The 23304-nt window shown below is 35.4% G+C and carries 20 protein-coding genes and 1 other RNA gene; 9 read left to right on the top strand and 12 right to left on the bottom strand.

The window, feature by feature from the left end; genetic code table 11:
• Window positions 1-29 precede the first annotated feature (29 nt).
• Window positions 30-758, bottom strand: coding sequence for a metallophosphoesterase family protein (locus AC06G9_RS06900; protein ID WP_346572422.1), 729 nt, complete (start codon window positions 756-758; stop codon window positions 30-32).
• Window positions 759-997: 239 nt separating this feature from the next.
• On the opposite strand from AC06G9_RS06900, the gene AC06G9_RS06905 reads away from it, so the two are divergent.
• Window positions 998-1858 carry a DUF808 domain-containing protein gene (locus AC06G9_RS06905; protein WP_293925400.1) on the top strand — a complete coding sequence of 287 codons (861 nt, stop codon included), beginning with the start codon at window positions 998-1000 and terminating at the stop codon, window positions 1856-1858.
• Between the two features lie 570 nt (window positions 1859-2428).
• On the opposite strand, the gene AC06G9_RS06910 is transcribed toward AC06G9_RS06905, so the two are convergent.
• Together AC06G9_RS06910 and AC06G9_RS06915 are read right to left on the bottom strand one after the other, a co-directional pair.
• Window positions 2429-2647, bottom strand: coding sequence for a hypothetical protein (locus AC06G9_RS06910; protein ID WP_045756062.1), 219 nt, complete (start codon window positions 2645-2647; stop codon window positions 2429-2431).
• Window positions 2648-2823: 176 nt separating this feature from the next.
• Window positions 2824-3627, bottom strand: a complete 804-nt coding sequence (locus AC06G9_RS06915; RefSeq protein WP_293925401.1) for an alpha/beta fold hydrolase — start codon at window positions 3625-3627, stop codon at window positions 2824-2826.
• Window positions 3628-4004: 377 nt separating this feature from the next.
• Here AC06G9_RS06915 and AC06G9_RS06920 point away from each other — a divergent pair, with 377 nt between their 5' ends.
• Window positions 4005-5066 (top strand): linear amide C-N hydrolase, encoded by a 1062-nt coding sequence (locus AC06G9_RS06920; RefSeq protein WP_094773555.1) that lies wholly within the window; start codon window positions 4005-4007, stop codon window positions 5064-5066.
• 456 nt (window positions 5067-5522) lie between these two features.
• On the opposite strand, the gene AC06G9_RS06925 is transcribed toward AC06G9_RS06920, so the two are convergent.
• The 3 genes from AC06G9_RS06925 to AC06G9_RS06935 all read right to left on the bottom strand — a co-directional run bounded on the left by AC06G9_RS06925 (window position 5523) and on the right by AC06G9_RS06935 (window position 7909).
• On the bottom strand, window positions 5523-6467 hold the full coding sequence (locus AC06G9_RS06925) for a nucleotidyl transferase AbiEii/AbiGii toxin family protein (protein WP_480957776.1): 945 nt from the start codon (window positions 6465-6467) through the stop codon (window positions 5523-5525).
• A 4-nt stretch (window positions 6468-6471) separates the two neighbouring features.
• A complete protein-coding gene (locus AC06G9_RS06930; protein WP_293925403.1) occupies window positions 6472-7041 on the bottom strand; it encodes a DUF6088 family protein in 570 nt (189 codons plus the stop codon).
• 454 nt (window positions 7042-7495) lie between these two features.
• Window positions 7496-7909 (bottom strand): helix-turn-helix domain-containing protein, encoded by a 414-nt coding sequence (locus AC06G9_RS06935; protein ID WP_480957777.1) that lies wholly within the window; start codon window positions 7907-7909, stop codon window positions 7496-7498.
• Between the two features lie 229 nt (window positions 7910-8138).
• On the opposite strand from AC06G9_RS06935, the gene AC06G9_RS06940 reads away from it, so the two are divergent.
• On the top strand, window positions 8139-9362 hold the full coding sequence (locus AC06G9_RS06940) for a hypothetical protein (RefSeq protein ID WP_293925405.1): 1224 nt from the start codon (window positions 8139-8141) through the stop codon (window positions 9360-9362).
• Between the two features lie 219 nt (window positions 9363-9581).
• On the opposite strand, the gene ssrA is transcribed toward AC06G9_RS06940, so the two are convergent.
• Window positions 9582-9949: a transfer-messenger RNA gene (gene ssrA, locus AC06G9_RS06945) on the bottom strand.
• A 163-nt stretch (window positions 9950-10112) separates the two neighbouring features.
• Here ssrA and AC06G9_RS06950 point away from each other — a divergent pair.
• Window positions 10113-11591 carry a hypothetical protein gene (locus AC06G9_RS06950; RefSeq protein WP_293925477.1) on the top strand — a complete coding sequence of 493 codons (1479 nt, stop codon included), beginning with the start codon at window positions 10113-10115 and terminating at the stop codon, window positions 11589-11591.
• 83 nt (window positions 11592-11674) lie between these two features.
• Here the strand turns inward: AC06G9_RS06950 and AC06G9_RS06955 are convergent, their stop codons facing one another.
• Window positions 11675-13705 (bottom strand): M3 family metallopeptidase, encoded by a 2031-nt coding sequence (locus tag AC06G9_RS06955; protein WP_480957778.1) that lies wholly within the window; start codon window positions 13703-13705, stop codon window positions 11675-11677.
• Between the two features lie 112 nt (window positions 13706-13817).
• Window positions 13818-14711 carry a serine hydrolase gene (locus AC06G9_RS06960; RefSeq protein ID WP_045753886.1) on the bottom strand — a complete coding sequence of 298 codons (894 nt, stop codon included), beginning with the start codon at window positions 14709-14711 and terminating at the stop codon, window positions 13818-13820.
• A gap of 62 nt (window positions 14712-14773) precedes the next feature.
• On the opposite strand from AC06G9_RS06960, the gene AC06G9_RS06965 reads away from it, so the two are divergent.
• The 5 genes from AC06G9_RS06965 to AC06G9_RS06985 all read left to right on the top strand — a co-directional run bounded on the left by AC06G9_RS06965 (window position 14774) and on the right by AC06G9_RS06985 (window position 19654).
• Window positions 14774-15328, top strand: a complete 555-nt coding sequence (locus AC06G9_RS06965; RefSeq protein ID WP_480957779.1) for a DUF1543 domain-containing protein — start codon at window positions 14774-14776, stop codon at window positions 15326-15328.
• A gap of 75 nt (window positions 15329-15403) precedes the next feature.
• The gene (locus AC06G9_RS06970; RefSeq protein ID WP_293927742.1) at window positions 15404-16735 is read left to right on the top strand and encodes an amidohydrolase; all 1332 of its coding nucleotides are present in this window, start codon (window positions 15404-15406) and stop codon (window positions 16733-16735) included.
• 118 nt (window positions 16736-16853) lie between these two features.
• On the top strand, window positions 16854-17705 hold the full coding sequence (locus AC06G9_RS06975; protein ID WP_045753888.1) for a helix-turn-helix domain-containing protein: 852 nt from the start codon (window positions 16854-16856) through the stop codon (window positions 17703-17705).
• A 79-nt stretch (window positions 17706-17784) separates the two neighbouring features.
• On the top strand, window positions 17785-19023 hold the full coding sequence (locus AC06G9_RS06980; protein ID WP_480957780.1) for an amidohydrolase: 1239 nt from the start codon (window positions 17785-17787) through the stop codon (window positions 19021-19023).
• A 187-nt stretch (window positions 19024-19210) separates the two neighbouring features.
• Window positions 19211-19654, top strand: coding sequence for a KTSC domain-containing protein (locus AC06G9_RS06985; protein ID WP_045753889.1), 444 nt, complete (start codon window positions 19211-19213; stop codon window positions 19652-19654).
• Window positions 19655-19724: 70 nt separating this feature from the next.
• Here the strand turns inward: AC06G9_RS06985 and AC06G9_RS06990 are convergent, their stop codons facing one another.
• From AC06G9_RS06990 to clpX, 3 genes are all read right to left on the bottom strand, one after another.
• Complete coding sequence (locus AC06G9_RS06990; protein WP_045753890.1) at window positions 19725-21089, bottom strand: pyridoxal-phosphate dependent enzyme; 1365 nt, start codon at window positions 21087-21089, stop codon at window positions 19725-19727.
• A gap of 46 nt (window positions 21090-21135) precedes the next feature.
• Window positions 21136-21954: an AMP nucleosidase gene (locus tag AC06G9_RS06995; RefSeq protein ID WP_045753891.1), complete on the bottom strand. Its 819-nt coding sequence runs from the start codon at window positions 21952-21954 to the stop codon at window positions 21136-21138.
• A 98-nt stretch (window positions 21955-22052) separates the two neighbouring features.
• Complete coding sequence (gene clpX / locus AC06G9_RS07000) at window positions 22053-23303, bottom strand: ATP-dependent Clp protease ATP-binding subunit ClpX (RefSeq protein WP_045753892.1); 1251 nt, start codon at window positions 23301-23303, stop codon at window positions 22053-22055.
• Window position 23304 lies beyond the last annotated feature (1 nt).

Here is a 23304-nt window from a genome sequence, read left to right on the forward strand (position 1 = left end):
AATGGATGGCGCTATATCGGTGTATTGATCTATGGTGATCGTAAAAAGTCGGCATAAAAATCAGGTATTCCACTGCTTTTTATTGCATTCGTTACCGCTGAAATATCATAAGGGATACGGATGATTTTAGCTTGTATCTTATCTTCTAATAGTTGCAACAAGAGATAAGTGGCATCTCTAATTTCTTCCTTTGAACGGCCGACCGAACCGGTGTTCATGGCCCATTTGTTAGCAATAGGTTTGATATAAGAAATATGCGTGTGGCCCATAATCAATATGTCAGCATTTGTTTCGTCGAATATCTGTTTAAAAGTGATGTCTGGCTCTGATTCGTAGAGGTATTGTTCATTGCTTTTTAAGCTACCATGCACCAACTGGATACGCCAATTTTTGGTTTTTACTTTAAAATCGAATTGCATTGAATATGGAAGCTGACTTAAATATAGCTTGTTTTCTTCATTTATGATCTTTTTAGAGTGATTAATGGCTTGTATGCGGCAAGCTGTTTCTTTTTCATCATGCTTTTCCAAAGGTATTACCGGATAGTCAAATGCAATACGTTCATCATGATTTCCCATGATACACGGGATCTTTTCTGATCGGATACATTCGATTACTTCATTACTCCAGGGAGCAAAATCCACTAGATCGCCGAGACAATAGGTGTACCCAATTTTTCTTGCGTCAATATCTTCTAATACGGCTTTCAATGCTGGTAGATTGCCGTGTATATCGCTAAAAATCGCTATCTGTATCATCTTATCATTTAGAGGTAATAAAAGTAACGTAATAGATCAAGTATTTATGGTGTTTTTTACAGATTTAATAGCTGTTTGTAGTTGTTTTTAACTTTTAATATAGCACTTTTTTGAACGCTCATAGGGCTAACAATAGCCATTAAAGCCATCGTTTTTTTTCCACTTCAAATAAAAATTAGAAAATATAAATGAAATTCGAAATCATTTTATATTTTGCCCTCTTAAATATTTAAATACATATGGCTTCAGGTATATTTGCAATATTGGACGATATTGCTGCTTTAATGGATGATGTTGCGGTTACAAGTAAAATTGCTGCGAGTAAGACCGCAGGAATTCTAGGTGATGATTTGGCCGTAAATGCGGAGAAAGCAACTGGATTCCTCTCTTCTCGTGAAATTCCAGTATTATGGGCCATTACAAAAGGTTCATTAATTAATAAAGTTATAATTGTACCGATAGCCTTGTTGCTTAATGTTTTTTTTCCTATTGCAATTAAATTTATTCTGATTATAGGCGGTATCTATTTAGCCTATGAAGGTGTTGAAAAAATCATAGAATACCTGTTTCATAGGCAAAAAACTGGACATGAAGTGGTTGTTGAAAATGAAGAAAATAATACGGAGCTAGAAAAAGTAAAAGTTAAATCTGCGATTACAACTGATTTTATATTATCGGTTGAGATCGTTATTATAGCTCTAGGGACAGTATTGAATGAAAGTTTAACCATTCAGATTTTAACGGTATCTGTGGTCGCTATATTTGCGACAATCGGTGTTTACGGTATCGTAGCTTTGATAGTCCGTATGGATGATGCCGGATATAGATTAATTAAACGATCAGACAATCAGGGGGTTGTTTCAAAATTTGGATATCTGTTAGTAAATTCTTTACCCATTGTCATTAAATTATTGGCAGTGGTTGGAACTATCGCATTGATATTAGTATCCGGTGGTATTTTTGATCATAATATTGATTATTTACATCATTTTCTTCCTAATGTCCCATCTATGGTAAAACAGGTCGGTTATGGGGTAGTAGCGGGTTTATTGGCGGTTTTGCTGATGACTGTTGGTAAAAGGGTTTTCGCTAAAAAATGAATTAATTGATGCTATTATTATGATTGACGGATTATATCTATGTTACAGGTCGTCAACCGTGAATAGGTTAGAGAGAATTAAGTAGCTCTCTTTAAAAAGAATGATGCTGCTTCAATTATTGTTTTATATCGATAAAAAAATACGCAATGGACAATTGATGGAGCAGGGTTAATGGTGATTGTAAATAGTAATTTTTTAGTATCAACATAATATACTAAATGGGGATGTTTAAAATTTATCCTCAGATACATAAAACATAAATGAAATATGTGCGTTACTTTTTTAGATAATCACATCATGCATTTAACTATTTTAATCATGTTCAACCTTCTGTACCTGCTAGCCTTCATTATTCTTATATTAATAATTGTTTTTTTATACAAAGTATACTTCAAATGTTACCATAAGTGGGAAGCACGCGAAGTAGATAATAAATACCCGGTTTGGTTTTGTGTAAAATGTGGTATAATGAAAAAAGAATCATAAAACAGCAGTATCTCAAATTTCTTTATCTTAATTTTTGGATGTGAAGAAAGGAGCTTATATTCATAAAAAAGAGTAGGATCATACCTACTCTTTTTTATGAATATATCTTTTTAGGGTGATTATAGCTCCTAATTGAAATAAAGTCGTTGCTTGATGTTTACGTTTAAGATCATTCATCGTTTTTTCAATGGAAGATAGGCTGTAAGGAACTACCCCTTTGTTTTTTAACTCAATTGAAATTTCTTGTTGTGTCTTTCCTTTAAGGAGTGAGTCTATAATTAGCTTTTCAAATTCAGTGTGCATTTTATAAAGTTAAACATTTTCTAATAACTGCTTTTATGTTTTCAGCAGGAAACCTCTTTAAACAATTAAATTATCGAGACTACTACTTTCTATTGGATTTATTGCATATGCATATTTTGAGCGTTTTTTTATGTTTGGATGGGCATTAAAGGCATCAATATTGATGTGATTTGTTTTTATTTGACCAGTTGATAAAGTTTTATAATTTCTTGAGTCACTAATTCCGGATCGTCATAGAAAACATAATGTTCCGCATTTTCGGCTAAAATATAGGTGCGATTTTTATTATCCAATGCAAATCTTTTTAATCCATTTTTAAATTGTTGTCTATCTTCTCCCTCAAATGGAGTGATTCCAGAGGCGATGATGGTAAGCGGTGTTTTGACTGCAGGTGCAACTTTGCGCATTACTTCACTAGTATTTTCATAGTTTAGAACAAGATGATAAAATCCTATACTTTCCTTTTTAATTGCTGCAATGCTATCTATGAATAGATTTTTCGTATAGGTGGCTCGTTGCGAAGTCATAAAATAAGGACTTACGATGTCAATAAACACTGCGCCTTTAACTTTATTCGGGTTATTAGAGATAAATTTCATAACATAATTTCCTCCTAATGAGTGGGCTACAAAGAAATAATTTCCCGTAAACTTCAATTTATTGAGCGCTAAATCTAGATCTTTGACCTCAGTTGTGATATTGATGTTGTTTGTGTCAATTTCGCTTTTTCCAAATCCGGCACGATCGTAGGTTATGAGCGGTGCCTCGATTCGTTGACTTAGCCTTTTACATATTTCTGTCCAGACAGAGCCATCATTACCAGCTCCAGATTCAAATATAATAGGTATTCCTGCGCCGGTTTTGATATTAAAATGTAGTTTGTGACTACCTACATCTACCAGTGTATCTATCGTCTGACCAATAGCGGCTGCTTGAAATAGCATCATCATTGCTGTGATAAGCGAATACATTATTTTCATATTATGTTTTATATGTCACCATTGTTCAAACTTAGATAAATTTGTTCATTTGTATGATATCCAAGTGGGGTTATATCAAATTAACCGATTAAATAAAGTGGAGTGATGTTATAGTTGGTTTACACATAGTTAGTGGATGATTGAATTAATGGCGATTTTCAATAATCTTGTGAAACCCTATTAATCTTATTGTCAATGGAATTGCTTAAAAATAACTTTTCTTCAATTGTTTTTTCAATATCTATGTTTAGTTTCTTTTTAATAGAAAAAATTATTCTTAAATTGCTTTGGTACTTCGTTTTGAATAGGATCTGTTGTATTTATTTTTCATTTATCGTCTAAAAACTAAAAAACTTCATCAAATAATATAAGTAAGAATGAAAAGATGTATCAAACAAATTGGAAGGACTTTACTGCTAGTTGCGGTAGGATTGTCTTCATTTAATCAAGCAGACGCTTGTACGAGAGTTGTTTATAAAGGCCCAAATAACACAATCCTCACAGCTCGCAGTATGGATTTTTCAATTCCAATTCCCTCTAATTTGTGGCTATTTCCGAGAAATATGGAACGTGATGGGAGTACTGGAAAAAATACAGTAAAATGGACTTCTAAATATGGTAGTATGACGACAAGTTCGTGGGATATTGCCGTATCTGACGGTATGAATGAAAAGGGGTTGGTTGCGAATTTACTTTGGCTAGTAAGTTCAAAGTATCCTGAATTTTCGAAAGAGGGTACAGGTAAAAAAGGATTGTCAGTTTCATTGTGGGCTCAATATGCATTAGATAATTTTGCTACCGTAGCAGAGGCTGTAGCTCATTTTAGTAAAGAAGAATTTGTTGTCGTTACAGATTTTATTCCAGGGACTGATAAGTTTACGACTGTACATCTTTCCATGTCAGATGCGACTGGGGACAATGCTATTTTGGAATATATAAATGGAAAATTAGTTATCCATCATGATCCTTCTTATACCGTAATGACCAATGATCCTATATTTGAAGAACAATTGGCAATCAATGAATATTGGAAAGGAATTCCGGGCAATATATTTCTTCCTGGTACAAATAGGGCTGCTGATCGCTATGTAAGGGCATCTTATTATATCAAAGCCATTCCACAAACGGACGACATTCGAATAGCTTTAGCTGGTGCATTTAGTGTCATCAGACAATGTTCTGTACCTTATGGTATATCTACCGAAGGTTTTCCCAATCTATCTACAACAAGATGGAGAACAGTTTCAGACCAAAAAAATCTTGTGTACTATTTTGAAGATGCGCTCAGTCCAAATGCGATCTGGGTAGACTTGAAAAAAATGGATTTCAGTAATAATGCAAAAGTAAAGAAATTGGCACTGGATCAGAACCAAATCTATGCGGGTGAAACATCGGGCAAGTTTTTAGATGCTAAACCTTTTGTATTTCAGGGAATATAAATTGAATTCAAAATAAGATATTCAGCTAAATCCAATTGTTAGCTCTAATCGTATAGAAATACAAAATTCTCTATTCGAGTGCTCTAATCCACTAAAAAAGAAAAGCCCAACCTAAGTTGAGCTTTTCTTTTTGTGGAGCCGGAGAGATTCGAACCTTTCCTGTAACTCGCTGATTTAATATCTTTTATAAGTCGTGCTTTTGCAAGGTCTCGATTTGGTCTCGCTAAGGCATTTTCCTAAATTCCCTATGTCTTATTACTAAACAAATATACGAAATAAACATGTTAATATGGCATTGGATGTAGTAAATATGGTTGGCTAAGTTTATGTTTTTGAGTAGGTTATTGTTTTATTTTTAGTCAGGTCATGTTATCCAATGCCTTTTTGATTTTACAACTTATATTTGTCAAATTTATAAAGTCTGGTGTAGTTCTTTTGTTTTCCTTTGTTTAGTTATTATAAATCTTTGAGGTATATCTTAAATAAATCAAGTATGGATTGTAAATCCACTTGGCCATTATAATAAAGTGCACTGCTGTTAATATATAATTGACCAAGTTGTTGTTTTACTTTGGTGTCTTCTAATAAAAAAGCTTGATTTTGAGAAAGAGGAATTCCGAAATCTACACTAGGGAATCTACGTTGTTTATGGGCTAAATATTCGGGTGTGCCGATAAAATCTATTACTTCTTGTTGATTAAGTAGTTGATATACATCATAATATTGGCGCATGAAGTTCACTTGATTATCCCCGGAACTTTGCATACTCCGAAATTTGGTTGCTATAGTTTGTAGTTTTTCTACAAAGGTATAACGCATATCATAACATGGAATTTGCAGGGCTCTATTATCTATTAAATCAATCGATGCTCCTAGCGCCTTGTCAAATGCCCATGATGATATATTCATTGGGCTGTTTGGGGCTATATTATCAAATCCTACTTCTAATAAAATTCCTTCTTTTAATCCTGGCAATGCGTTAAAAAAGGAGTTGTAAAATAATCTTATTCCTCCGCTTCGATAATAATCAGTGTCGTCAAAGACAGTATCCCTTTCAACAGCTACAATTCCATCTATCTTGATTTCATCTGCCAAGCTGTTGTAGAAGTTTAGTCTCTTGGCAACATTGTTTGTATTGGTATTTTTAGGATTTTCATTTATTCCCAATGTTGCATCAGGATGAATATGGATATCAATGTCCTCTGAAAATCTATCAATTATTTTATATGCTTTTGATAGGGAAGTACCCCCTTTTAATTCAAACCGAAAGCCTAATGTTTTTAGGCCGTATAGGCAGTGCATAATCCAATAATCTTTTTCGATCAGTATCGGATCTATTGCTCTAGCTTCAGATTCTGCAAGTAGTAGATCTTTGAAGTTTTTGTGATGATGCAGATACATAGTTCTATACTAATTCATTTATTATTTTTTTAGCTTTTATAGATCCATATCTATCAGCATTCTTTTTAAGAAGCTCTTTATTAAGTTGCTGTACCTTTGACTTTAGATTATGGATTAGGATCTGCTCGTCTTCACCCAAGCTTTTTATATTGTTTAATAGATCGATAACTAAGTATTCGGATGACAGCTGTTTGGGGAATTTGGGCTTACGTCTAAATTGATAAACCTTATTGCCAAGTTTGACATCTTCATGTTTTTTATGATTGTATATACTTTTACTATTATAGAGCTGTGTTGTTCCTAATCCTAATGAATTGTAATAATTAGGGGATGTTATCAAAAAATCGTCTCCTTTTAGGTATTTCTTTATAACATCTCTCTCTTCAGGAGCGGAATCTCCGAAAGCAGTTTTTTTAGGTGCATAGTATAGGCCTTGAGCTAGTTTTTTAAGACTGCCTTCTTGTACTAAGTTAGCTAAATCACGATCTATTGATTTTGATGATTTTGCTAAATCTTCTCTACGATATACTTGTCCTTTTCGTATTGATTTCCGTAAGTTATCCAGCTTATACATGATTCAAATGTATGAAATAAAATTCAAATTTCATGCAAAATGAATTTAAAATTTTTAAGTATTTGGTTTTTAAAACGCTGTATTTAAGCATTCTGTTCAATTTTGTAGATTGTCTATGGCTTTGTGGTTTATAGATTAGATCAATTTATGTATATGCTCAACTTCTAATCCCCATAACAAACAAAATTCACCTAAAGTAACAGCCTGATGAGCATTTGCTTGAAAATTTTAAATTGAATTGCTTATTAATCGCATCAAATGATACAGGTGATTATTTTTTAGGTTGGGTAGAGACTATTTCTCATGCATATAGTATAAGATGATGGGGCAAAAGATGCGATAGTGGGGCAAAAGTCGGGCAATATAGCATGAAGTGATTATATTTATTGCTGACAAAGAGATGTGTTTTTAATTGTGCAACTCCCCGTTGCACAATTGATATATAAAGACTAGCTTATTTGCTGTTCAATAATTTTTCTAAAAGTTCTACTTTAGATTTTTCGGATTCGAGAAGGCGTTCGTAGAGCTTTTTGTTTTCTTCATGAGATTCGATGAGTTTTTCAATGGGATTGAATGTCATCTCACATTTGTAGTTGACACCAGAAGCGTTGTCGTGGAATGTGCTGGAAATAATATTTATTGCAGACTCCTCGTTAAAATGCTGGATTGCTTCTGAGCTAACATTTAAGATTTTGGCAACTTGCTCTAATATGTCCTTCTCGATACTTTCTTTAGCCTCAAGTTGTGAAACCTTTTTTTGAGTCCAACCATCACCTAGTTCATAAGCTAGTGTTTCTTGTTTGATACCTAACATTTCGCGGAAACGTTTAATGTTTCTTCCTTCGTGAACTTGATTTGTCTTTTCCATTTCCATTCTTATGATAACAAAGATATGTAACTGTTTCTATCTGATGAAACTAATTTAAAAATTAAACACGGATATTTTATACGCTTAATGGAATAATATATGCCACTTTGGGGATTGGTTATGCTTAATACTCTTCTGAACTTTGATATGAACTAAAATTAAACAATTATGCATATGCAAAATAATTATGATTCTAGTCAAATAACAAATAAAGCTAATTATATAACTTATGGAAACAAAATATCATATCAAACATTATGCAGAAAAGGAGCATATAATTGAAAGCCAGCAATCCGAGTTGAATAGATTTTTCGAAAAAACCAAACTTAGTAAACTTAAAAGAGACTTAAATCAGTTAACTATCGAAGTACTTAGTGAACAGCCTGCCAAGCAGGATTATAGCAAACTTATTAAAAAGCTAAAATTTCTTGTGAATTTTGGTTGGGAGTTGGTATTTCAAAATCATCGATACGAACTACGTTTTGATGTTGAGTCCATAAATTTTATAAAAAACCCGCTGTATCTAAAAGAATCATTGCAGACTCCACAATTTAGGCAACGAAATTTTGGTTTAAGTGGATTTTATGGAGATATTACAAATTTATCCATCGTTGATGCTGCCGATATTTATAAAGTATTAAACGATTTTTATAATGAAATATCTGTGGTTAGTTGGTTAAAGCTATTAGATGATTGGCTTTATGTTACCGAGGATGATAGTAATATTTGGGGCTATTTTGGTGCTGATCATAATCCTTTAAAAACACAGATATTTTTAAATCGTCTTATAGAATCCCTTTATCTATTTAGCACGTCCGGTTTTCTAGATCAGGCCGTAAATATACCTACGGTACATTTATTATACAGTCGGACAGCATACCAAGATATGGATGTGGATGGTCTAGAGCATTTTAATCCATACTTCTGGCTGGCACATATATTTGACGAAAAATCGGTTGAAGATTATATCTCCGATTTAAATACATTATATAAACCAATTTTAGAAGATGAAGTAAAATCACTCTCGAACAATGAATATTATAATCTGGGTAGAGATTTTAGAATAATGATACGTACGGTATGGATGAATATTCAATGTGAGATCCTTCCAAAAGAATGGACTGAAGTCTTTGATGTTGTTCGAGATCTGAATGAAACTAATGATCTCCACACTCAAATTAAAGCTTTAATTAGCGACATAGAATTGGATTCACCTACTAACCTTGAAAATCTAATCGTTCAACTTTTTGGTAGAGAATGGAAAGTGTTTGCTTATGAAAAAGCAATAGATTTAATGGTTAAACAAAAGGTTTGTGATATATCTAGTTCGGTTTATTTCTCCATGTGCAGCATTAAAGATTTAGAGTTAATCATTAAAACATGTTATCTCATGTTTTTAGAGATGAAAATTAAAAAGGCCTCTGGGCAATTTAATCACTTCCTATTACATTAACAGATGTTTATAAAAACACTAATAATATTGGAAAAGAGAAATATTTAATATTTTTTCAACAGGTTATAACTGCTTGGTCGATATCCGATTTCTTGTAGTTTTTGTGCTATTTTTTTCCTGTTTTGACTTGAACAAGGGGATCAATTGAGATTTTTTTAATTTATTATTTTTCTCCTAAAATAATAAAACCGCATTCAGATCTTCTGAATGCGGTTTTATTTGTGGAGCCGGAGAGATTCGAACTCTCGTCCAGTCATGGTACTGTATACGCTTTCTACATGCTTAGCTTCTCTTTAATTGTCGGGCGAGGGAAGGTGAGTTGCTGACCTATACCGTACGCCGTATTTGCTGAGTCTTACAAGTGATTAGCAAAATCACACCTGCCAGTTCTATTGTTCGATGCCCCTGATGTTAAACCAAAGAACAGGATCTAACGGGACAAATAGCTATGTTAAGTCTAACTTAAGCAGCTAAGGCGTAGTTTTCTTCGCCAGTTGTAATTGTGAAAGTTCCGATTAAAGTGCTCTACTAACAACGCACTGCATGCTTACATAACCGTCTCCATCCTGTCAATTCCGGTCGACCCCAATTATGTAGGACACAAAAATACAAATATTATTCCAATAATGAAGTAATATACAAGGGTGGAATGCAATATATTTACTAACTTACATTTATTGATCTACAAACAATTGTTAATCAGAATTGTTATAAAGATGAAATATTCATTGAATCAAAAAATAAATCTACATGGCTAAAGAAATAAAACCCAAAAAATCGAAAAAGATCAGTAAAAATTTGTCAACGCCAGTTGCTAAAAAGAAACCTGCTGATGAAATTACCAAAGCTCATATAGTTGCGGAAAAATCGAAAAAGCCTCGAAAATTAAAGAAAGCGTCTAAAAAAGAGATTTCAAATGAGGATTCTAAGTTAATGAAGGCTTATAAAAAACTGAATAAGAAAGTGAAAGAAACGCTTTCAGATATACAGGAAAAATTGCCCTTTTTTCATGTAGATGAAACGATTCAACGGACTAGTTCAAATAAAGATAAAAAAGTAAAAGACAAGCCTAAAAATAAGAAATCAAAAGATGGTCAGCTTTCGGGAACTGCAGCTGATAATAAAATAGCTTCAAAAAGTGATGATTCTCTGAAAAATAAAAAGAAGAAAAAATCAGGAACAATACCTGCTGCATCTACTGATAAAAGTAATAAAATTAAATCCGTCTCTGAAAAAAAGGTGAATGCTGAAATTAAGCCTGCTGGTAAATTAAAAAAATCAAACAAGAAAAAGCAAGCCTCTGATAGTAAACCTGATTCTGCACAGGCTGCTGCTGAAGCTGCTGATAACCCACAACTTTTGCCAGGATCTACAACTGCGGAAGAGACTTCAGAACCTGTCTCGGTAAGTAAGCCTGCAACAACGGCATCAAAGCCTGCGGCTAAACCTGCTCCTGCGAAGGTAGCACCAAAGGCAGCTGAAGCTCCCAAACCCGTAGTGGCAAGTAAGCCTGCAGCTAAACCTGCTCCTGCGAAGGCAGCATCAAAGGCTGCTGAAGCTCCCAAACCCGTAGTGGCAAGTAAGCCTGCAGCTAAACCTGCTCCTGCGAAGGCAGCATCAAAGGCAGCTGAAGCTCCTAAACCCGTAGTGGCAAGTAAGCCTGCAACAACGGCATCAAAGCCTGCAGCTAAACCTGCTCCTGCTAAGGCAGCGCCAAAGGCAGCTGAAGCTCCTAAACCTGTTGCTGCAAGTAAGCCTGCAACAACGGCATCAAAGCCTGCGGCTAAAACTGCTCCTGCGAAGGCAGCGCCAAAGGCAGCTGAAGCTCCGAAACCTGTCACTGCAAGTAAGCCTGCAACAACGGCATCAAAGCCTGCAGCTAAACCTGCTCCTGCGAAGGCAGCGCCAAAGGCAGCTGAAGCTCCGAAACCTGTCACTGCAAGTAAGCCTATAACAACAGCATCAAAGCCTGCGGCTAAACCTTCTCCTGAGAAAGCAGCACCAAAGACCGCCGAAGCTCCGAAAACTGTTGTTCCATCAAAATTAACGACTGATTTAACAAAATCAGACGACACAAAAGGGGAAACAAAATCGACTACAGAATCGAAAGCAGCTCCAGCTCCTCATCCAAGTTTGGCTCAAGATAGTACTAAGAAAGTGGCAACTCCAGATAAGGATGCTGCTGCTAAAATAACGCAGACGGAAGAAAAAGATATCAATTCAAAATAGCATCTGCTTTTACGAATACAATAAAAAAAAGGAATGTTTTACCTGAGTAAAACATTCCTTTTTTTTATTGGGGAAATTCCAAATTATTTAAGCAATCCCGCCCGTTTCAGTAAGGCTTCTACAGTTGGTTCTTGACCTCTAAATTGTTTATATAAGTTCATGGGATGAACTGTCCCACCTTTGGATAAAACGGTATCTTTAAATTTTGCTGCTATCTCTTTGTTAAAAATTCCATTTTGTTTAAAGTAGTCAAATGCATCAGCATCCAGTACTTCTGCCCATTTATAACTATAATATCCCGATGAATAACCGCCATCAAAAATATGTGAAAAGGAAGTGCTCATTGCATTTTCAGCAACATCAGGATAAAGCTGTGTTGATTTAAATTGCTCTTTTTCAAATTGCTTTACATCATCTATCGCTGTAGGATCTTGACCATGCCACCCCATATCTAGCATTCCAAAGCTAAGTTGACGAAGTGTAGCCATGCCTTCTAGAAAAGAGGCACTTTCGCGTATTTTTTCCACCATTGACATAGGAATTGGCACTCCAGTGTTGTAATGTTTAGCAAATAGCGTCAATGCTTCTTGCTCGTAACACCAGTTTTCCATGATCTGACTTGGCAATTCGACAAAATCCCAGAATACAGAAGTTCCAGAAAGAGTGGGATATACGGTGTCGGCTAGCATGCCATGTAAAGCGTGACCAAATTCATGAAATAGGGTAGTAACTTCATTAAAGCTCAGTAGCGAAGGCTTGGTTGCTGTAGCTGGTGTAAAATTGCACACAATGGAAACATGCGGGCGTTCGTTTTGTCCTTCTTTTTTATATTGGGGTTTAAAAGAGGTCATCCAGGCTCCATTGCGCTTGCCTTTTCTGGGAAAAAAGTCGGCATAAAAAATAGCAATAAAGTCTCCATCCTTATTCGTTACTTCAAAGGTTTGTACCGAAGGGTGATATTTATCTATGTGTTGCACTTCACTGAAATGCAATCCAAATAGTTTTTCTGCGATTTCGAATCCACCCTGTAGTACGTTTTCCAATTTGAAATAGGGTTTTAATTGCTCATCATCAAGTTGAAATTTCTTTTGTTTTAGTTTCTCAGCATAATAAGCTCCGTCCCATTTCTCCAGTTTGTCAATACCGTCCGTTTCTTTTGCAAAAGCAGCTAATTCATCAAATTCATTTTTTGCCGCTGGTTTTGCTTTAGTCAGTAAATCAGTTAAAAATTCTCTTACTTTAGCTGGATTTTGGGCCATGCGTTCTTCTAATACAAAATGAGCATGTGTTTCATATCCTAAAAGCTGTGCACGCTGGAAGCGTAGCTTACTGATTTTTAAAACAATTTCTTCATTGTTATTCTCATTATTTTGAAAACCCTTTTTTCCTGCTGCAATACTGATCGTTTGACGTAATTCACGGTTATCGGCATAAGTGACAAATGGAATGTAACTCGGATAGTCCAAAGTAAAGATCCAGCCAGATTGGTCTTTAGATTTTGCTAATCCTGCTGCTGCTTCTTTCACTCCATCGGGCAAGCCCGCTAAATCGGCTTCGTCTGTAAGATGTAATTCATAAGCATTTGTATCGGCTAGTATATGTTCGCCATATTTTAATTTGAGTAGCGATAGTTCGCTGTCAATAGCGCGTAACTGATCTTTTTTATTGTCGGCTAGTAGCGCTCCATTTCGAACAAAATCTTTATAATTTTTTTCTAAAAGCGTCATCTGTTCTGCCGTGAGGTCTAATTCTTCTTTTTGATCATAGACTTGTTTAATTCTTTTGAAAAGGTCAAAGTTAAGCGTTATATCATTACCTAACTCCGAAAGCTTAGGCGCAATATCTTGGGCTATTTGTTCCAATTGCTCATTGGTTTCTGCAGAATGCAAATTGAAAAAAATACTGGATAGACGATCCAGTGCCATTCCTGAAAATGCAAATGCTTCAATGGTGTTTTCGAAAGTAGCAGGGTCAGTTGCTTGCGCTATAGCATCGATTTCTGCCCTGGTATTGGTTATGGCGAGATCAAATGCAGGTATAAAGTCTTCGTTTTTTATTTTAGAAAATGGTGCGGTATTGTGAACCGTCTCAAAATGTTGTGTTAAGATACTCATAAAGTAAATTTAACAGAATATTTTTAACATGCGCAGAAAAATGAAAATAACGACAGCAAGATGATATAATAGTTATTTTGTTCAGTTTGACCAAAGGTGATTGGGTATTCTTTTATGGTGTATATGGTCGTTTTGGTTCAAAGTAATTCCATAATAAATGAGATATTTTTCTAGTCAATTCTTCTGCTTCATTATGTTTGGTCCAACTTTGATCCTTAATATTATTGGTCAGTACACAGAAAACATAATCACCGCTAGGTGCATTTACCAGGACAACTTCGCCTCGAGCTTCATCGACAGATCCTGTTTTTGAGGCAGTTTTAACATATGGCGGTATTTGTGATAGCGAGCGTTCGTTGTAAAAAATATTGCCCAAATAGCGATACATCTGATCTGAAGATTTTGAGCTGATAACCTTGCCTTGATAGATCATCTCCACTAAGGTTGCCATTTCTCTTGGAGTGGTTTGTCCCCAACCGTATTTTTTCCAAATGTCGTCACGTCCAACTGTACGGGAATTAACTTTAGTATTGACTAACCCTAATTTATCCATCAGTTCATTGATGACTAAACCTCCGCCTGCAAGTTGTTGATTCCAGATAGAGGTAACATTGTCACTATAACTTATCATCAATCCAACTAGGGTAGATAGATCTGTTTCGGTGCTATCTTTGAAGAATTGCATTAAGCCAGAACCGCCATATTGCTGAGATGAACGATAAGTGAATTTTTGATCGAGATTTAATTCTCCCTTTTCTATTTTGTCAAAAACCCCAACAAGTATCGGAACTTTGACAATACTGGCTGTTGGAAAGATAGAATCTGCTTGTATCAAAACTGATTTTTGCGTTTTTAGGTTTTTTACATAGATACCAATATCTCCTTGAAAGTTTTGCGTGAGTACCCTTAATTTCCGTTCTAGTTTTATGTCAATTTTTTGAGCAAATAGCGTATATGGAACTAAGCATATCGTTGATAATAGGATTAATAAAAATTTTGTTCTCATTAGATTTAAGTTGTATCTTATAAAAGTAATGATAATTAAACTATAATTAATCGAGAAAAAATATGAATCTTTTTATGTTACTACTGGGATGTAAACCATCAGACAGACATATTGAACAGCATGATATTTACTTTGGTATCGCAAAACAATTGGGTGAATTAGTTCCATCGATTGAAAATTATTGGCCAGAGGCTAAAGATGATATTCATGTTGATTCTTGGCGGAGAGTGACGAAAGTTGGGAACTATCAAATTTCCATCTCGACTGAACCTGTAGATAATAAAGAGTTGAAATTATATTTTGTCAATCTAGGGGGGTACAAGCTCAATGATATGGAAGAGTACCATTATAAAGAGCTCGTCGTCGCTCGAGCGTTAGAGGAAGCTAAAGATTTGGCGAAAAAGACGGTTTTTTTTAAGCATCATCTATCTCCACATATTGATGATAAATATGGGATCGATGTCGATGATGTCTATGAAATCGAGGAGCTGCTGCCGTCCTTCTTTAAGGAGCAATACTATGTCAGGATTGAGCAATGTCCTGCCGCTATTTCATATGAAGATGAGATAACCAATGGTTACTTCACGATGGAGATCTTGCGAGATCAATTGGAATAAATCGCACAAGCATTGTTATAAAATGTACCCTTATTTTGATCAAGTTTACTTGTAATTTTATAACAAAAAAAGAACGTGAATAATTTGAGCAATTTATCCCGTAAAAAATTCATTCAAAGTGCTGCTATAGCTGTTGCTGGCGCATCTTTACCGATGGGCACTTTAATCGCTGATCCTATGTATGCTAATCAACCGAATAACGTAAGTTCAAAACTACAATTCAAAAATATTCGTTTGGAGACAGGTTTTAAATTTGATGAGGCTGATGTGATTGCTACGACGACAGATTTATTTTATGTTGAAGTTGAACATGGGAAAATTGTAAAAATAAGTGCTAACCAACCTCATGCAGATGCTATCGATGCTCAGGGATTGTTGATGTTGCCCTCTTTTAAAGATATGCATATTCACTTAGACAAAACTTTTTATGGAGATAAGTGGCAAGCGATCAGACGTGGGGCAGGTGGAGTGAAAGGAATGATTGCTTTGGAACAAAAGATGCTCCCAGACTTATTGAAAAATTCAACTTTTAAAGCAGAAAAACTGATTGAACTTTTGCAGTCAAAAGGTACGGCATTTGCACGTAGTCATGTCAATATCGAGCCGACATCTAAATTGCAATCACTTAAAAATCTGCAGATCGCTCTTGAAAATAAGCGTAAAGGCTTTGGAGCAGAATTGGTTGCTTTTCCACAACATGGCGTATACTATACAAATAGTGTTCCTTACTTAAAGGAAGCGGCTCAAATGGATATCGACTTTATAGGTGGTGTGGATCCGTTTTCCATTGATGGGCAGATTGAAAAAACAATGGATTTTACTGTTCAACTTGCCCTGGATCATCATAAAGGAATAGATATTCACTTACATGAGTCCGGAGAGTCGGGATTGAAAACGGTGGAATACTTAATCGATAAGGTCAATGAAAATCCGGTTTTAAAAGGTAAAACATTTTTAAGCCATTGTTTTGTACTGGGAAAGATCGATAAAATAAAGCAAGAAGAAGTTGCGGAAAAATTAGGGGCTGCACAAATCGGTATCGTGTCAACAATCCCATTTGGAGGTTTAATTATGCCGATTCCGACTTTATACAAGTATAACGTGACCGTTATGACTGGTAATGACAGTATTGTGGATCACTGGAATACTTTTGGAACAGGAAGTGTTTTACAGAAAGCGAATTTGATGGCTCAGCTTTATGGTTATTCTTCTGAGTTTTTGTTATCAAGAAGTTTAAAATTGGCTACTGCAGGGCTACTTCCTTTAGATGATAAAGGAATACAGCAATGGCCTAAAATAGGGGATAAAGCTGACTTTGTACTGGTTAACGCAAGTTGTTCTGCTGAAGCCGTTTCGCGTATTTCAGATATCCGCTCTCTTGTTCATAATGGAGAATTGGTTTACTAAGCGTAACAAATTAGGTTATATTGCTATTTTCATATTTTAATTTTTCCAATAAAAATACAATGAACTTTAATTCATTCTCCACCATATTTAGTAAATTGAATTGCTAAATTTGAGGAGAATGGATAACCAACGCGATTATTTTCCTGTTTTGAATATTCAAGAGTTTACTGAAGCACCTTCGGAGCTTAGTAATTTACTATTTCATGAGCTACGTGGCTCACGTCAGATCTTAGAACCTCATAAACATGATTTCTTCATTATTTTGTTATTTGAGCAAGGGAGTGGATCGCATACCATTGACTTTAAAAGTTATACAGTTGAACAGCAACAGGTACATTTACTTTTTCCTGGTCAAGTGCATCAATGGCAATTTCAAGAGGGGACTGTTTGCTATCAATTGATGATCAATCGCGAATGGTTCGAGCTCTTTTTGCCAGATCTTCGTTTTTCTTCTTTATATTATCAACAACATCCTGTTTTTCAGATTTCAGATTCATTGTACAAGGCATTACGATATGAATTTCTTGCGATTGCACAGGAATTGAAAGATAACACTGTTCTTTGGGAAATTATTCAGACACGGAGTAAATTAATAGGCCTATTGCTGCGTAAAACTTTTGAGCTCACGTTCAATGATTTTGAAAAATACCATTCAAATCCTATTATTTCAAAATTTGTACAGCTTATCGACCTGCACTTTAAATCAGATCGGTCTGTTTCTTTTTATGCTGAAAAGCTTCATATCTCGGCTAATTATCTCAACATAGTCTGTAAAAAAGGATTTAATATAGCAGCTTCAACGTTGATACATGATCGTATCTTGTTGGAGGCAAAGCGCTTACTTAAGGTTTCTGATCGAAGTGTGAAAGATATTGTTTACGAATTAGGTTTTTATGATCATGCTAGTTTTTCTAAGTTTTTTAAAAATCAGACCGGTATGACTCCTTCTCAATTTAAAGAACAAGGATAATTTGAACAACAGGTAGCATGATCTGTACATAGGTGGTCCAATACATGATTTTTATATTTGTTATATAATCATGGATCATATGCTATCATCTCATCAATTACTTGCCAAAGGGCATTATACACTCAAAAATGTTCGTTTAGAGACTGGATTCGAATATGAAAATGAAGAAGTTATGGGTACCCTTACTGATTTATTTTGTATTGAAATTGCTAATGGAAAAATAAACGCGATTAGAGCCCACGATCCGAATGAGGACGCTATTGATATGGATGGAAAGCTGATGTTGCCAGCGTTCAAAGATATGCATGTTCATATCGACAAAACTTTATTTGGCCTACCTTGGCAAGCCCTATCTCCGAAAAGAAAAACGGTTGCTGATATGATTGCGTATGAGCAGCAGATCATCCCCGAATTATTAAAAACTTCGACACTACGTGCAGAGCAACTGATTGGTTTGCTGCAAGGCTATGGAACAACCTATGCGAGGACTCATTTCAATGTAGATCCTACATCTGGACTTCAGTCTTTTGAACATCTTTTGAGGGCATTGGAACATAAACAAGAATCATTTGAAGCAGAGCTTGTTGCTTTTCCACAGCATGGTTTGTATTATACAGATTCGGTTCCTTTGATGAAAGAAGTGGCAAAGTATGATCAGGTTGATTTTATTGGAGGATTGGATCCCTACAGTATTGATGGAAGTGTCGAAAAACCATTAGAATTTATGGTCCAATTGGCTTTAGATCATAATAAAGGAATTGATATCCATTTGCACGAAGCAGGTCCCTCAGGAGTACAAACGATACAATACCTTATTGATAAAGCTATTGAAAATCCACAATTGCAAGGAAAAACATTTATTAGCCATGCTTTCGCATTAGCTCATCTGGATGCAAATGAAGTAGAAGAGATCGCAGAAAAATTGGCTTTTGCGCAAGTTGGTATTGCTTCTTCTGTACCTTTTAAAGGAAGGCCCATGCCTATTCCTGCATTAAGAAAATGTGGTGTTGATGTGTTAATCGGAAATGACAATGTACAAGATTACTGGAGTACATTTGGTACTGGAAATATGTTACAGAAAGCAAATCTTATAGCCCAATTGTATGGCTATATGACAGAATTTCAGCTTTCTAGGACGTTGCAGTTTGCTACCCAGCAGATATTACCGTTGGATGATGAAGGAAAACAACAATGGCCCCGTATCCATGATGATGCCCAGCTTGTTTTTGTAAATGCGACCTGCTCTGCTGAAGCAGTGTCTAGGATGTCTGCTGTACACGCATTTATGCACAATGGAAATCTTTTTGTGACACATTAAAGCTTGTCAAGGTACTATAGGAGCGGGGATGATCTTTATTTATAGGCAGTACTGATCAATTAAGTAGATGTAATAGATGAAATTACAAAAAATTAACATGCAATTGTTCATTCTAAAATATAATTGACGTATTTTTGCAAATCCTAAAATCAATATGGTTTGGTTGGAATAGGGAAAAATAAATATTATGAAAAGAATAGGTGAATCCAAAAAGATTTTTGGTATTACAAAAAATGAAGATTTAGCAACGTTAAAAAAGATATATCGTGACTTAATCAAAGCTTGGCATCCGGATAAATTTCAAGATGAAGTGCAAAAAGAGGAGGCTGAGTTAAAGAGTACAGAAATTATTGAGGCTTACCACTTCTTAGTTAGTATTGCTCCTGAAACACACGAAGCCAATTTAGAAGAGTATAACAATACGATCAATAACTTTTTTATTGAGGATTTTGAATTTAAAGGTCAGACCTTAAGAGTTACATTTCAGGATAAAAGTACATATGAGTATTTTGGTGTTCCAAAAACTGTGTACACAAAGTTTCTTAATGCTGAGTCTCGTCCAAGATTTGGTAGAAGACAAATTTTCAACTCATACACATTCCGCAAAAGTGCGAATGCAATGGGAGCATAATTTAATTGCTTATCATAAAAATAGCCTTATTGATAAAACAATAAGGCTATTTTTATGCAGTTTTATTTAATTACGCTTCCGATATTGCATTGATAATATCATATTGCGTGATGATATTGATTTTGCCAAACTCATCCTCTACTAATACAGCTTGTGTATCCTTATTGATCAGTGCTGATATTTTATCAATCGATGTTTTTAAGTCAACAAATGGAAACGGTTTTGTCATAACATCTTGCACGGAAGATGATTTGAGAGCAGGATTTTCCAATAATGCACTTAAAATATCCGACTCTGTTATTTTACCAACAACCATACCTTGTTGCGTGACAGGAATCTGAGAAATATTGAGCGTTTTCATGAAGTTGAATGCTTCGAATACGGTTTGTTGAACATCTGCAGTAACAATGGCCTGTTCGCCTCTTCTTTTTAAGATACTTTTTGCATTTAGTTTCTCGTCTTCTAAGAATCCACGTTCTCTCAACCAATCTTCATTATACATTTTGCCCATATATCGAGATCCGTGATCGTGAAAGATGACGACAACGAGATCGTCTTCTTTTAAACTGTCTTTTAGTTGAATAAGTCCTGCTAATGCTGATCCTGCAGAATTACCGGCAAAGATACCTTCCTTACGCGCTAATTCTCTTGTCATCAATGCCGCGTCTTTATCGGTAACTTTTTCAAAAAGATCTATTACACTAAAATCAACATTTTCTGGGAGAAAATCTTCACCTATACCTTCCGTTATATAGGGGTATATTTCATTTTTATCGAAAATACCGGTTTCTTTATATTTTTTGAATACAGAACCATAGGTGTCAATGCCCCATATTTTAATATTTGGGTTTTGTTCTTTTAGGTATCGAGCTGCACCTGAAATAGTGCCGCCAGTACCGACACCAACAACCAAATGAGTGATTTTTCCTTCTGTTTGTTCCCATATTTCGGGACCAGTTTGTTCGTAATGTGCTTGCGCATTAGAAGGATTATCGTATTGATTAGCTTTCCAGCTATTAGGGACTTCGCGTTCTAAGCGGCTTGATACCGAATAATAGGACCGTGGGTCTTCGGGATCGACATTTGTAGGACATACGATCACTTCGGCACCAAAAGCGCGTAAAGCATCGACCTTCTCTTTAGATTGTTTATCTGTAGTGGTAAAAATACATTTATAGCCTTTGACAACTGCTGCCATGGCCAATCCCATACCCGTGTTTCCTGAAGTTCCTTCAATGATTGTTCCTCCTGGTTTCAATAAACCCGCCTGCTCTGCATCTTCAATCATTTTGAGTGCCATCCTATCTTTGATCGAGTTGCCTGGGTTGGTGGTCTCGATCTTGGCTAGAATAGTTCCTTTGAGATCTTTGGTTATTTTGTTTAGTTTAACAAGAGGGGTGTTGCCTATTGTTTCTAAAATGTTATTATACCACATAAATTTACTGTTTGTTTGTACAAAAATACCAAAAATAGTCTGTTTCTTAGAATTTCAAATGTTTCACAGTCAACCCATTATTTTTAAGTTGTTTAAGTGCGTCTATTCCAATACTGATATGCGCATCCACATACTTAGCTGTGACACTCACATCACTATTAGCTGTTTTTACACCTTCAGGAATCATCGGTTGATCGGAAACTAGTAATAATGCACCTGTGGGAATCTTGTTAGCAAATCCGACACTGAAAATAGTTGCCGTTTCCATATCCACAGCCATAGCACGTATTGCCTTTAGATATTTTTTAAAGTCTTTATCGTGTTCCCATACTCTTCTATTGGTCGTGTATACTGTACCTGTCCAATAATCACGGGAATGATCACGAATAGTCGTTGAGATTGCTTTTTGTAAAGCAAAGGATGGCAATGACGGTACTTCTGCGGGGAAATAATCGTTTGATGTACCTTCACCTCTGATGGCTGCAATCGGCAAGATGAGTTCTCCAACACCGATTTTCTTTTTCAATCCGCCAGTTTTTCCTAAAAATAGGACTGCCTTTGGTGAGATCGCTGATAATAGATCCATTACAGTTGCCGCCATGGGGCTTCCCATACCAAAATTTATAATTGTAATACCACCTGCTGTCACACTCTGCATTGGTTTATCTTCTCCATAGATTGGCGCATCGTCATGCATCTCTGAAAAAATAGTGACATATTTTGAAAAATTGGTTAATAAGATATAATCTCCAAATTCTTCCAGTGGTCTTCCAGTGTAGCGTGGCAACCAGTTGTGAACGATTTCTTCTTTAGATTTTAAACCAGGTGTGATAGGGGTATCAACATTTTTTTTACTTTTTGCCATAATTCATCTATTTAATAATTTAACCTCAATTGAAGGAAGAGCGGTCTGAATAATTCATATGGTTAAAAAAAATCCCTCGCGATTAGCGAGGGATTTTTTTAAGCGACTTGCAATTTTTTGATGTCCGACTTTTCAAATTTTTTCATGGCATATTCTAAGGTGATATGCAATTCTTTTTGATTGGTCTTTTCCTTTGAAGTAGGAATTTCAAACATTGCGTCGAGCATAATAGCCTCGCATATACTTCTTAAACCACGAGCTCCAAGTTTAAACTCATCTGCTTTATCTACAATAAAGTTGTAAACTTCAGCATCAAATATTAATTCAATTCCTTCGTATTCAAATAATTTTCTGTACTGTTTGATTAACGCATTTTTAGGTACAGTCAAGATACTCAATAGTGTCTCTTTGTCCAATGGATTTAAATACGTTAATACAGGTAATCTTCCAATTAATTCTGGAATTAATCCAAAACTTTTCAAATCCTGAGGGGTGATGTATTTATATAGATTTTTTAAATCAATCTCTGCATCATCCTCATTCATGCGATAACCCACTGTCTGTGTCCGTAGGCGATTGGCGATTTTCTTTTGAATACCGTCAAATGCACCACCACAGATAAATAAAATATTGCTCGTGTTGACAGCAATCATTTTTTGATCAGGGTGTTTACGTCCACCTTGAGGCGGAACATTAACAACTGTTCCTTCTAAGATTTTCAATAACGCTTGTTGTACACCTTCTCCAGAAACATCTCTAGTGATCGACGGATTATCACTTTTGCGTGCAACTTTATCGATCTCATCAATATAAATGATTCCACGTTCAGCAGCAGCAACATCATAATCAGCAGCTTGGAGTAAACGGGTCAAAATACTTTCCACATCCTCACCTACATAACCAGCTTCTGTCAAAACTGTCGCATCCACGATGCTGAAAGGCACATTTAAAATTTTAGCGACCGTTTTAGCCAATAAAGTTTTACCTGTTCCCGTTTCACCTACAACAATCAAATTTGATTTTTCAATTTCGATTTCATCTTTATCAACTTTTTGATTTAACCGTTTGTAGTGATTGTACACAGCAACAGAGATCACTTTTTTAGCGTCGTCCTGTCCGATCACATACTGATCTAAGTGTTCTTTTATTTCTAACGGACGAATTAACTTTAACGCAGTTTGTAATGTTTTACTCTTGCGCTGTTTCAATTCTTCTGCTAGAATTTCGCCAGCTTGGTTGATACAACGATCACAGATGTGAGCGCCATCTCCGGCGATAAGCATTTGGGCATCATTTTTACTCATCCCGCAGAATGAACAATGAACACCACTGTTATTATTTTTAGCCATT

It is taken from the genome of Sphingobacterium sp. MAE (assembly GCF_056711605.1).

Excerpts from the sequence above, each read along its gene's own strand:
- AC06G9_RS06900 (WP_346572422.1), bottom strand. The coding sequence starts at position 758 with ATGATACAGATAGCGATTTTTAGCGATATACACGGCAATCTACCAGCA.
- AC06G9_RS06905 (WP_293925400.1), top strand. The coding sequence starts at position 998 with ATGGCTTCAGGTATATTTGCAATATTGGACGATATTGCTGCTTTAATG.
- AC06G9_RS06910 (WP_045756062.1), bottom strand. The coding sequence starts at position 2,647 with ATGCACACTGAATTTGAAAAGCTAATTATAGACTCACTCCTTAAAGGA.
- AC06G9_RS06915 (WP_293925401.1), bottom strand. The coding sequence starts at position 3,627 with ATGAAAATAATGTATTCGCTTATCACAGCAATGATGATGCTATTTCAA.
- AC06G9_RS06920 (WP_094773555.1), top strand. The coding sequence starts at position 4,005 with ATGAAAAGATGTATCAAACAAATTGGAAGGACTTTACTGCTAGTTGCG.
- AC06G9_RS06925 (WP_480957776.1), bottom strand. The coding sequence starts at position 6,467 with ATGTATCTGCATCATCACAAAAACTTCAAAGATCTACTACTTGCAGAA.
- AC06G9_RS06930 (WP_293925403.1), bottom strand. The coding sequence starts at position 7,041 with ATGTATAAGCTGGATAACTTACGGAAATCAATACGAAAAGGACAAGTA.
- AC06G9_RS06935 (WP_480957777.1), bottom strand. The coding sequence starts at position 7,909 with ATGGAAAAGACAAATCAAGTTCACGAAGGAAGAAACATTAAACGTTTC.
- AC06G9_RS06940 (WP_293925405.1), top strand. The coding sequence starts at position 8,139 with ATGGAAACAAAATATCATATCAAACATTATGCAGAAAAGGAGCATATA.
- AC06G9_RS06950 (WP_293925477.1), top strand. The coding sequence starts at position 10,113 with ATGGCTAAAGAAATAAAACCCAAAAAATCGAAAAAGATCAGTAAAAAT.
- AC06G9_RS06955 (WP_480957778.1), bottom strand. The coding sequence starts at position 13,705 with ATGAGTATCTTAACACAACATTTTGAGACGGTTCACAATACCGCACCA.
- AC06G9_RS06960 (WP_045753886.1), bottom strand. The coding sequence starts at position 14,711 with ATGAGAACAAAATTTTTATTAATCCTATTATCAACGATATGCTTAGTT.
- AC06G9_RS06965 (WP_480957779.1), top strand. The coding sequence starts at position 14,774 with ATGAATCTTTTTATGTTACTACTGGGATGTAAACCATCAGACAGACAT.
- AC06G9_RS06975 (WP_045753888.1), top strand. The coding sequence starts at position 16,854 with ATGGATAACCAACGCGATTATTTTCCTGTTTTGAATATTCAAGAGTTT.
- AC06G9_RS06980 (WP_480957780.1), top strand. The coding sequence starts at position 17,785 with ATGCTATCATCTCATCAATTACTTGCCAAAGGGCATTATACACTCAAA.
- AC06G9_RS06985 (WP_045753889.1), top strand. The coding sequence starts at position 19,211 with ATGAAAAGAATAGGTGAATCCAAAAAGATTTTTGGTATTACAAAAAAT.
- AC06G9_RS06990 (WP_045753890.1), bottom strand. The coding sequence starts at position 21,089 with ATGTGGTATAATAACATTTTAGAAACAATAGGCAACACCCCTCTTGTT.
- AC06G9_RS06995 (WP_045753891.1), bottom strand. The coding sequence starts at position 21,954 with ATGGCAAAAAGTAAAAAAAATGTTGATACCCCTATCACACCTGGTTTA.
- clpX (WP_045753892.1), bottom strand. The coding sequence starts at position 23,303 with ATGGCTAAAAATAATAACAGTGGTGTTCATTGTTCATTCTGCGGGATG.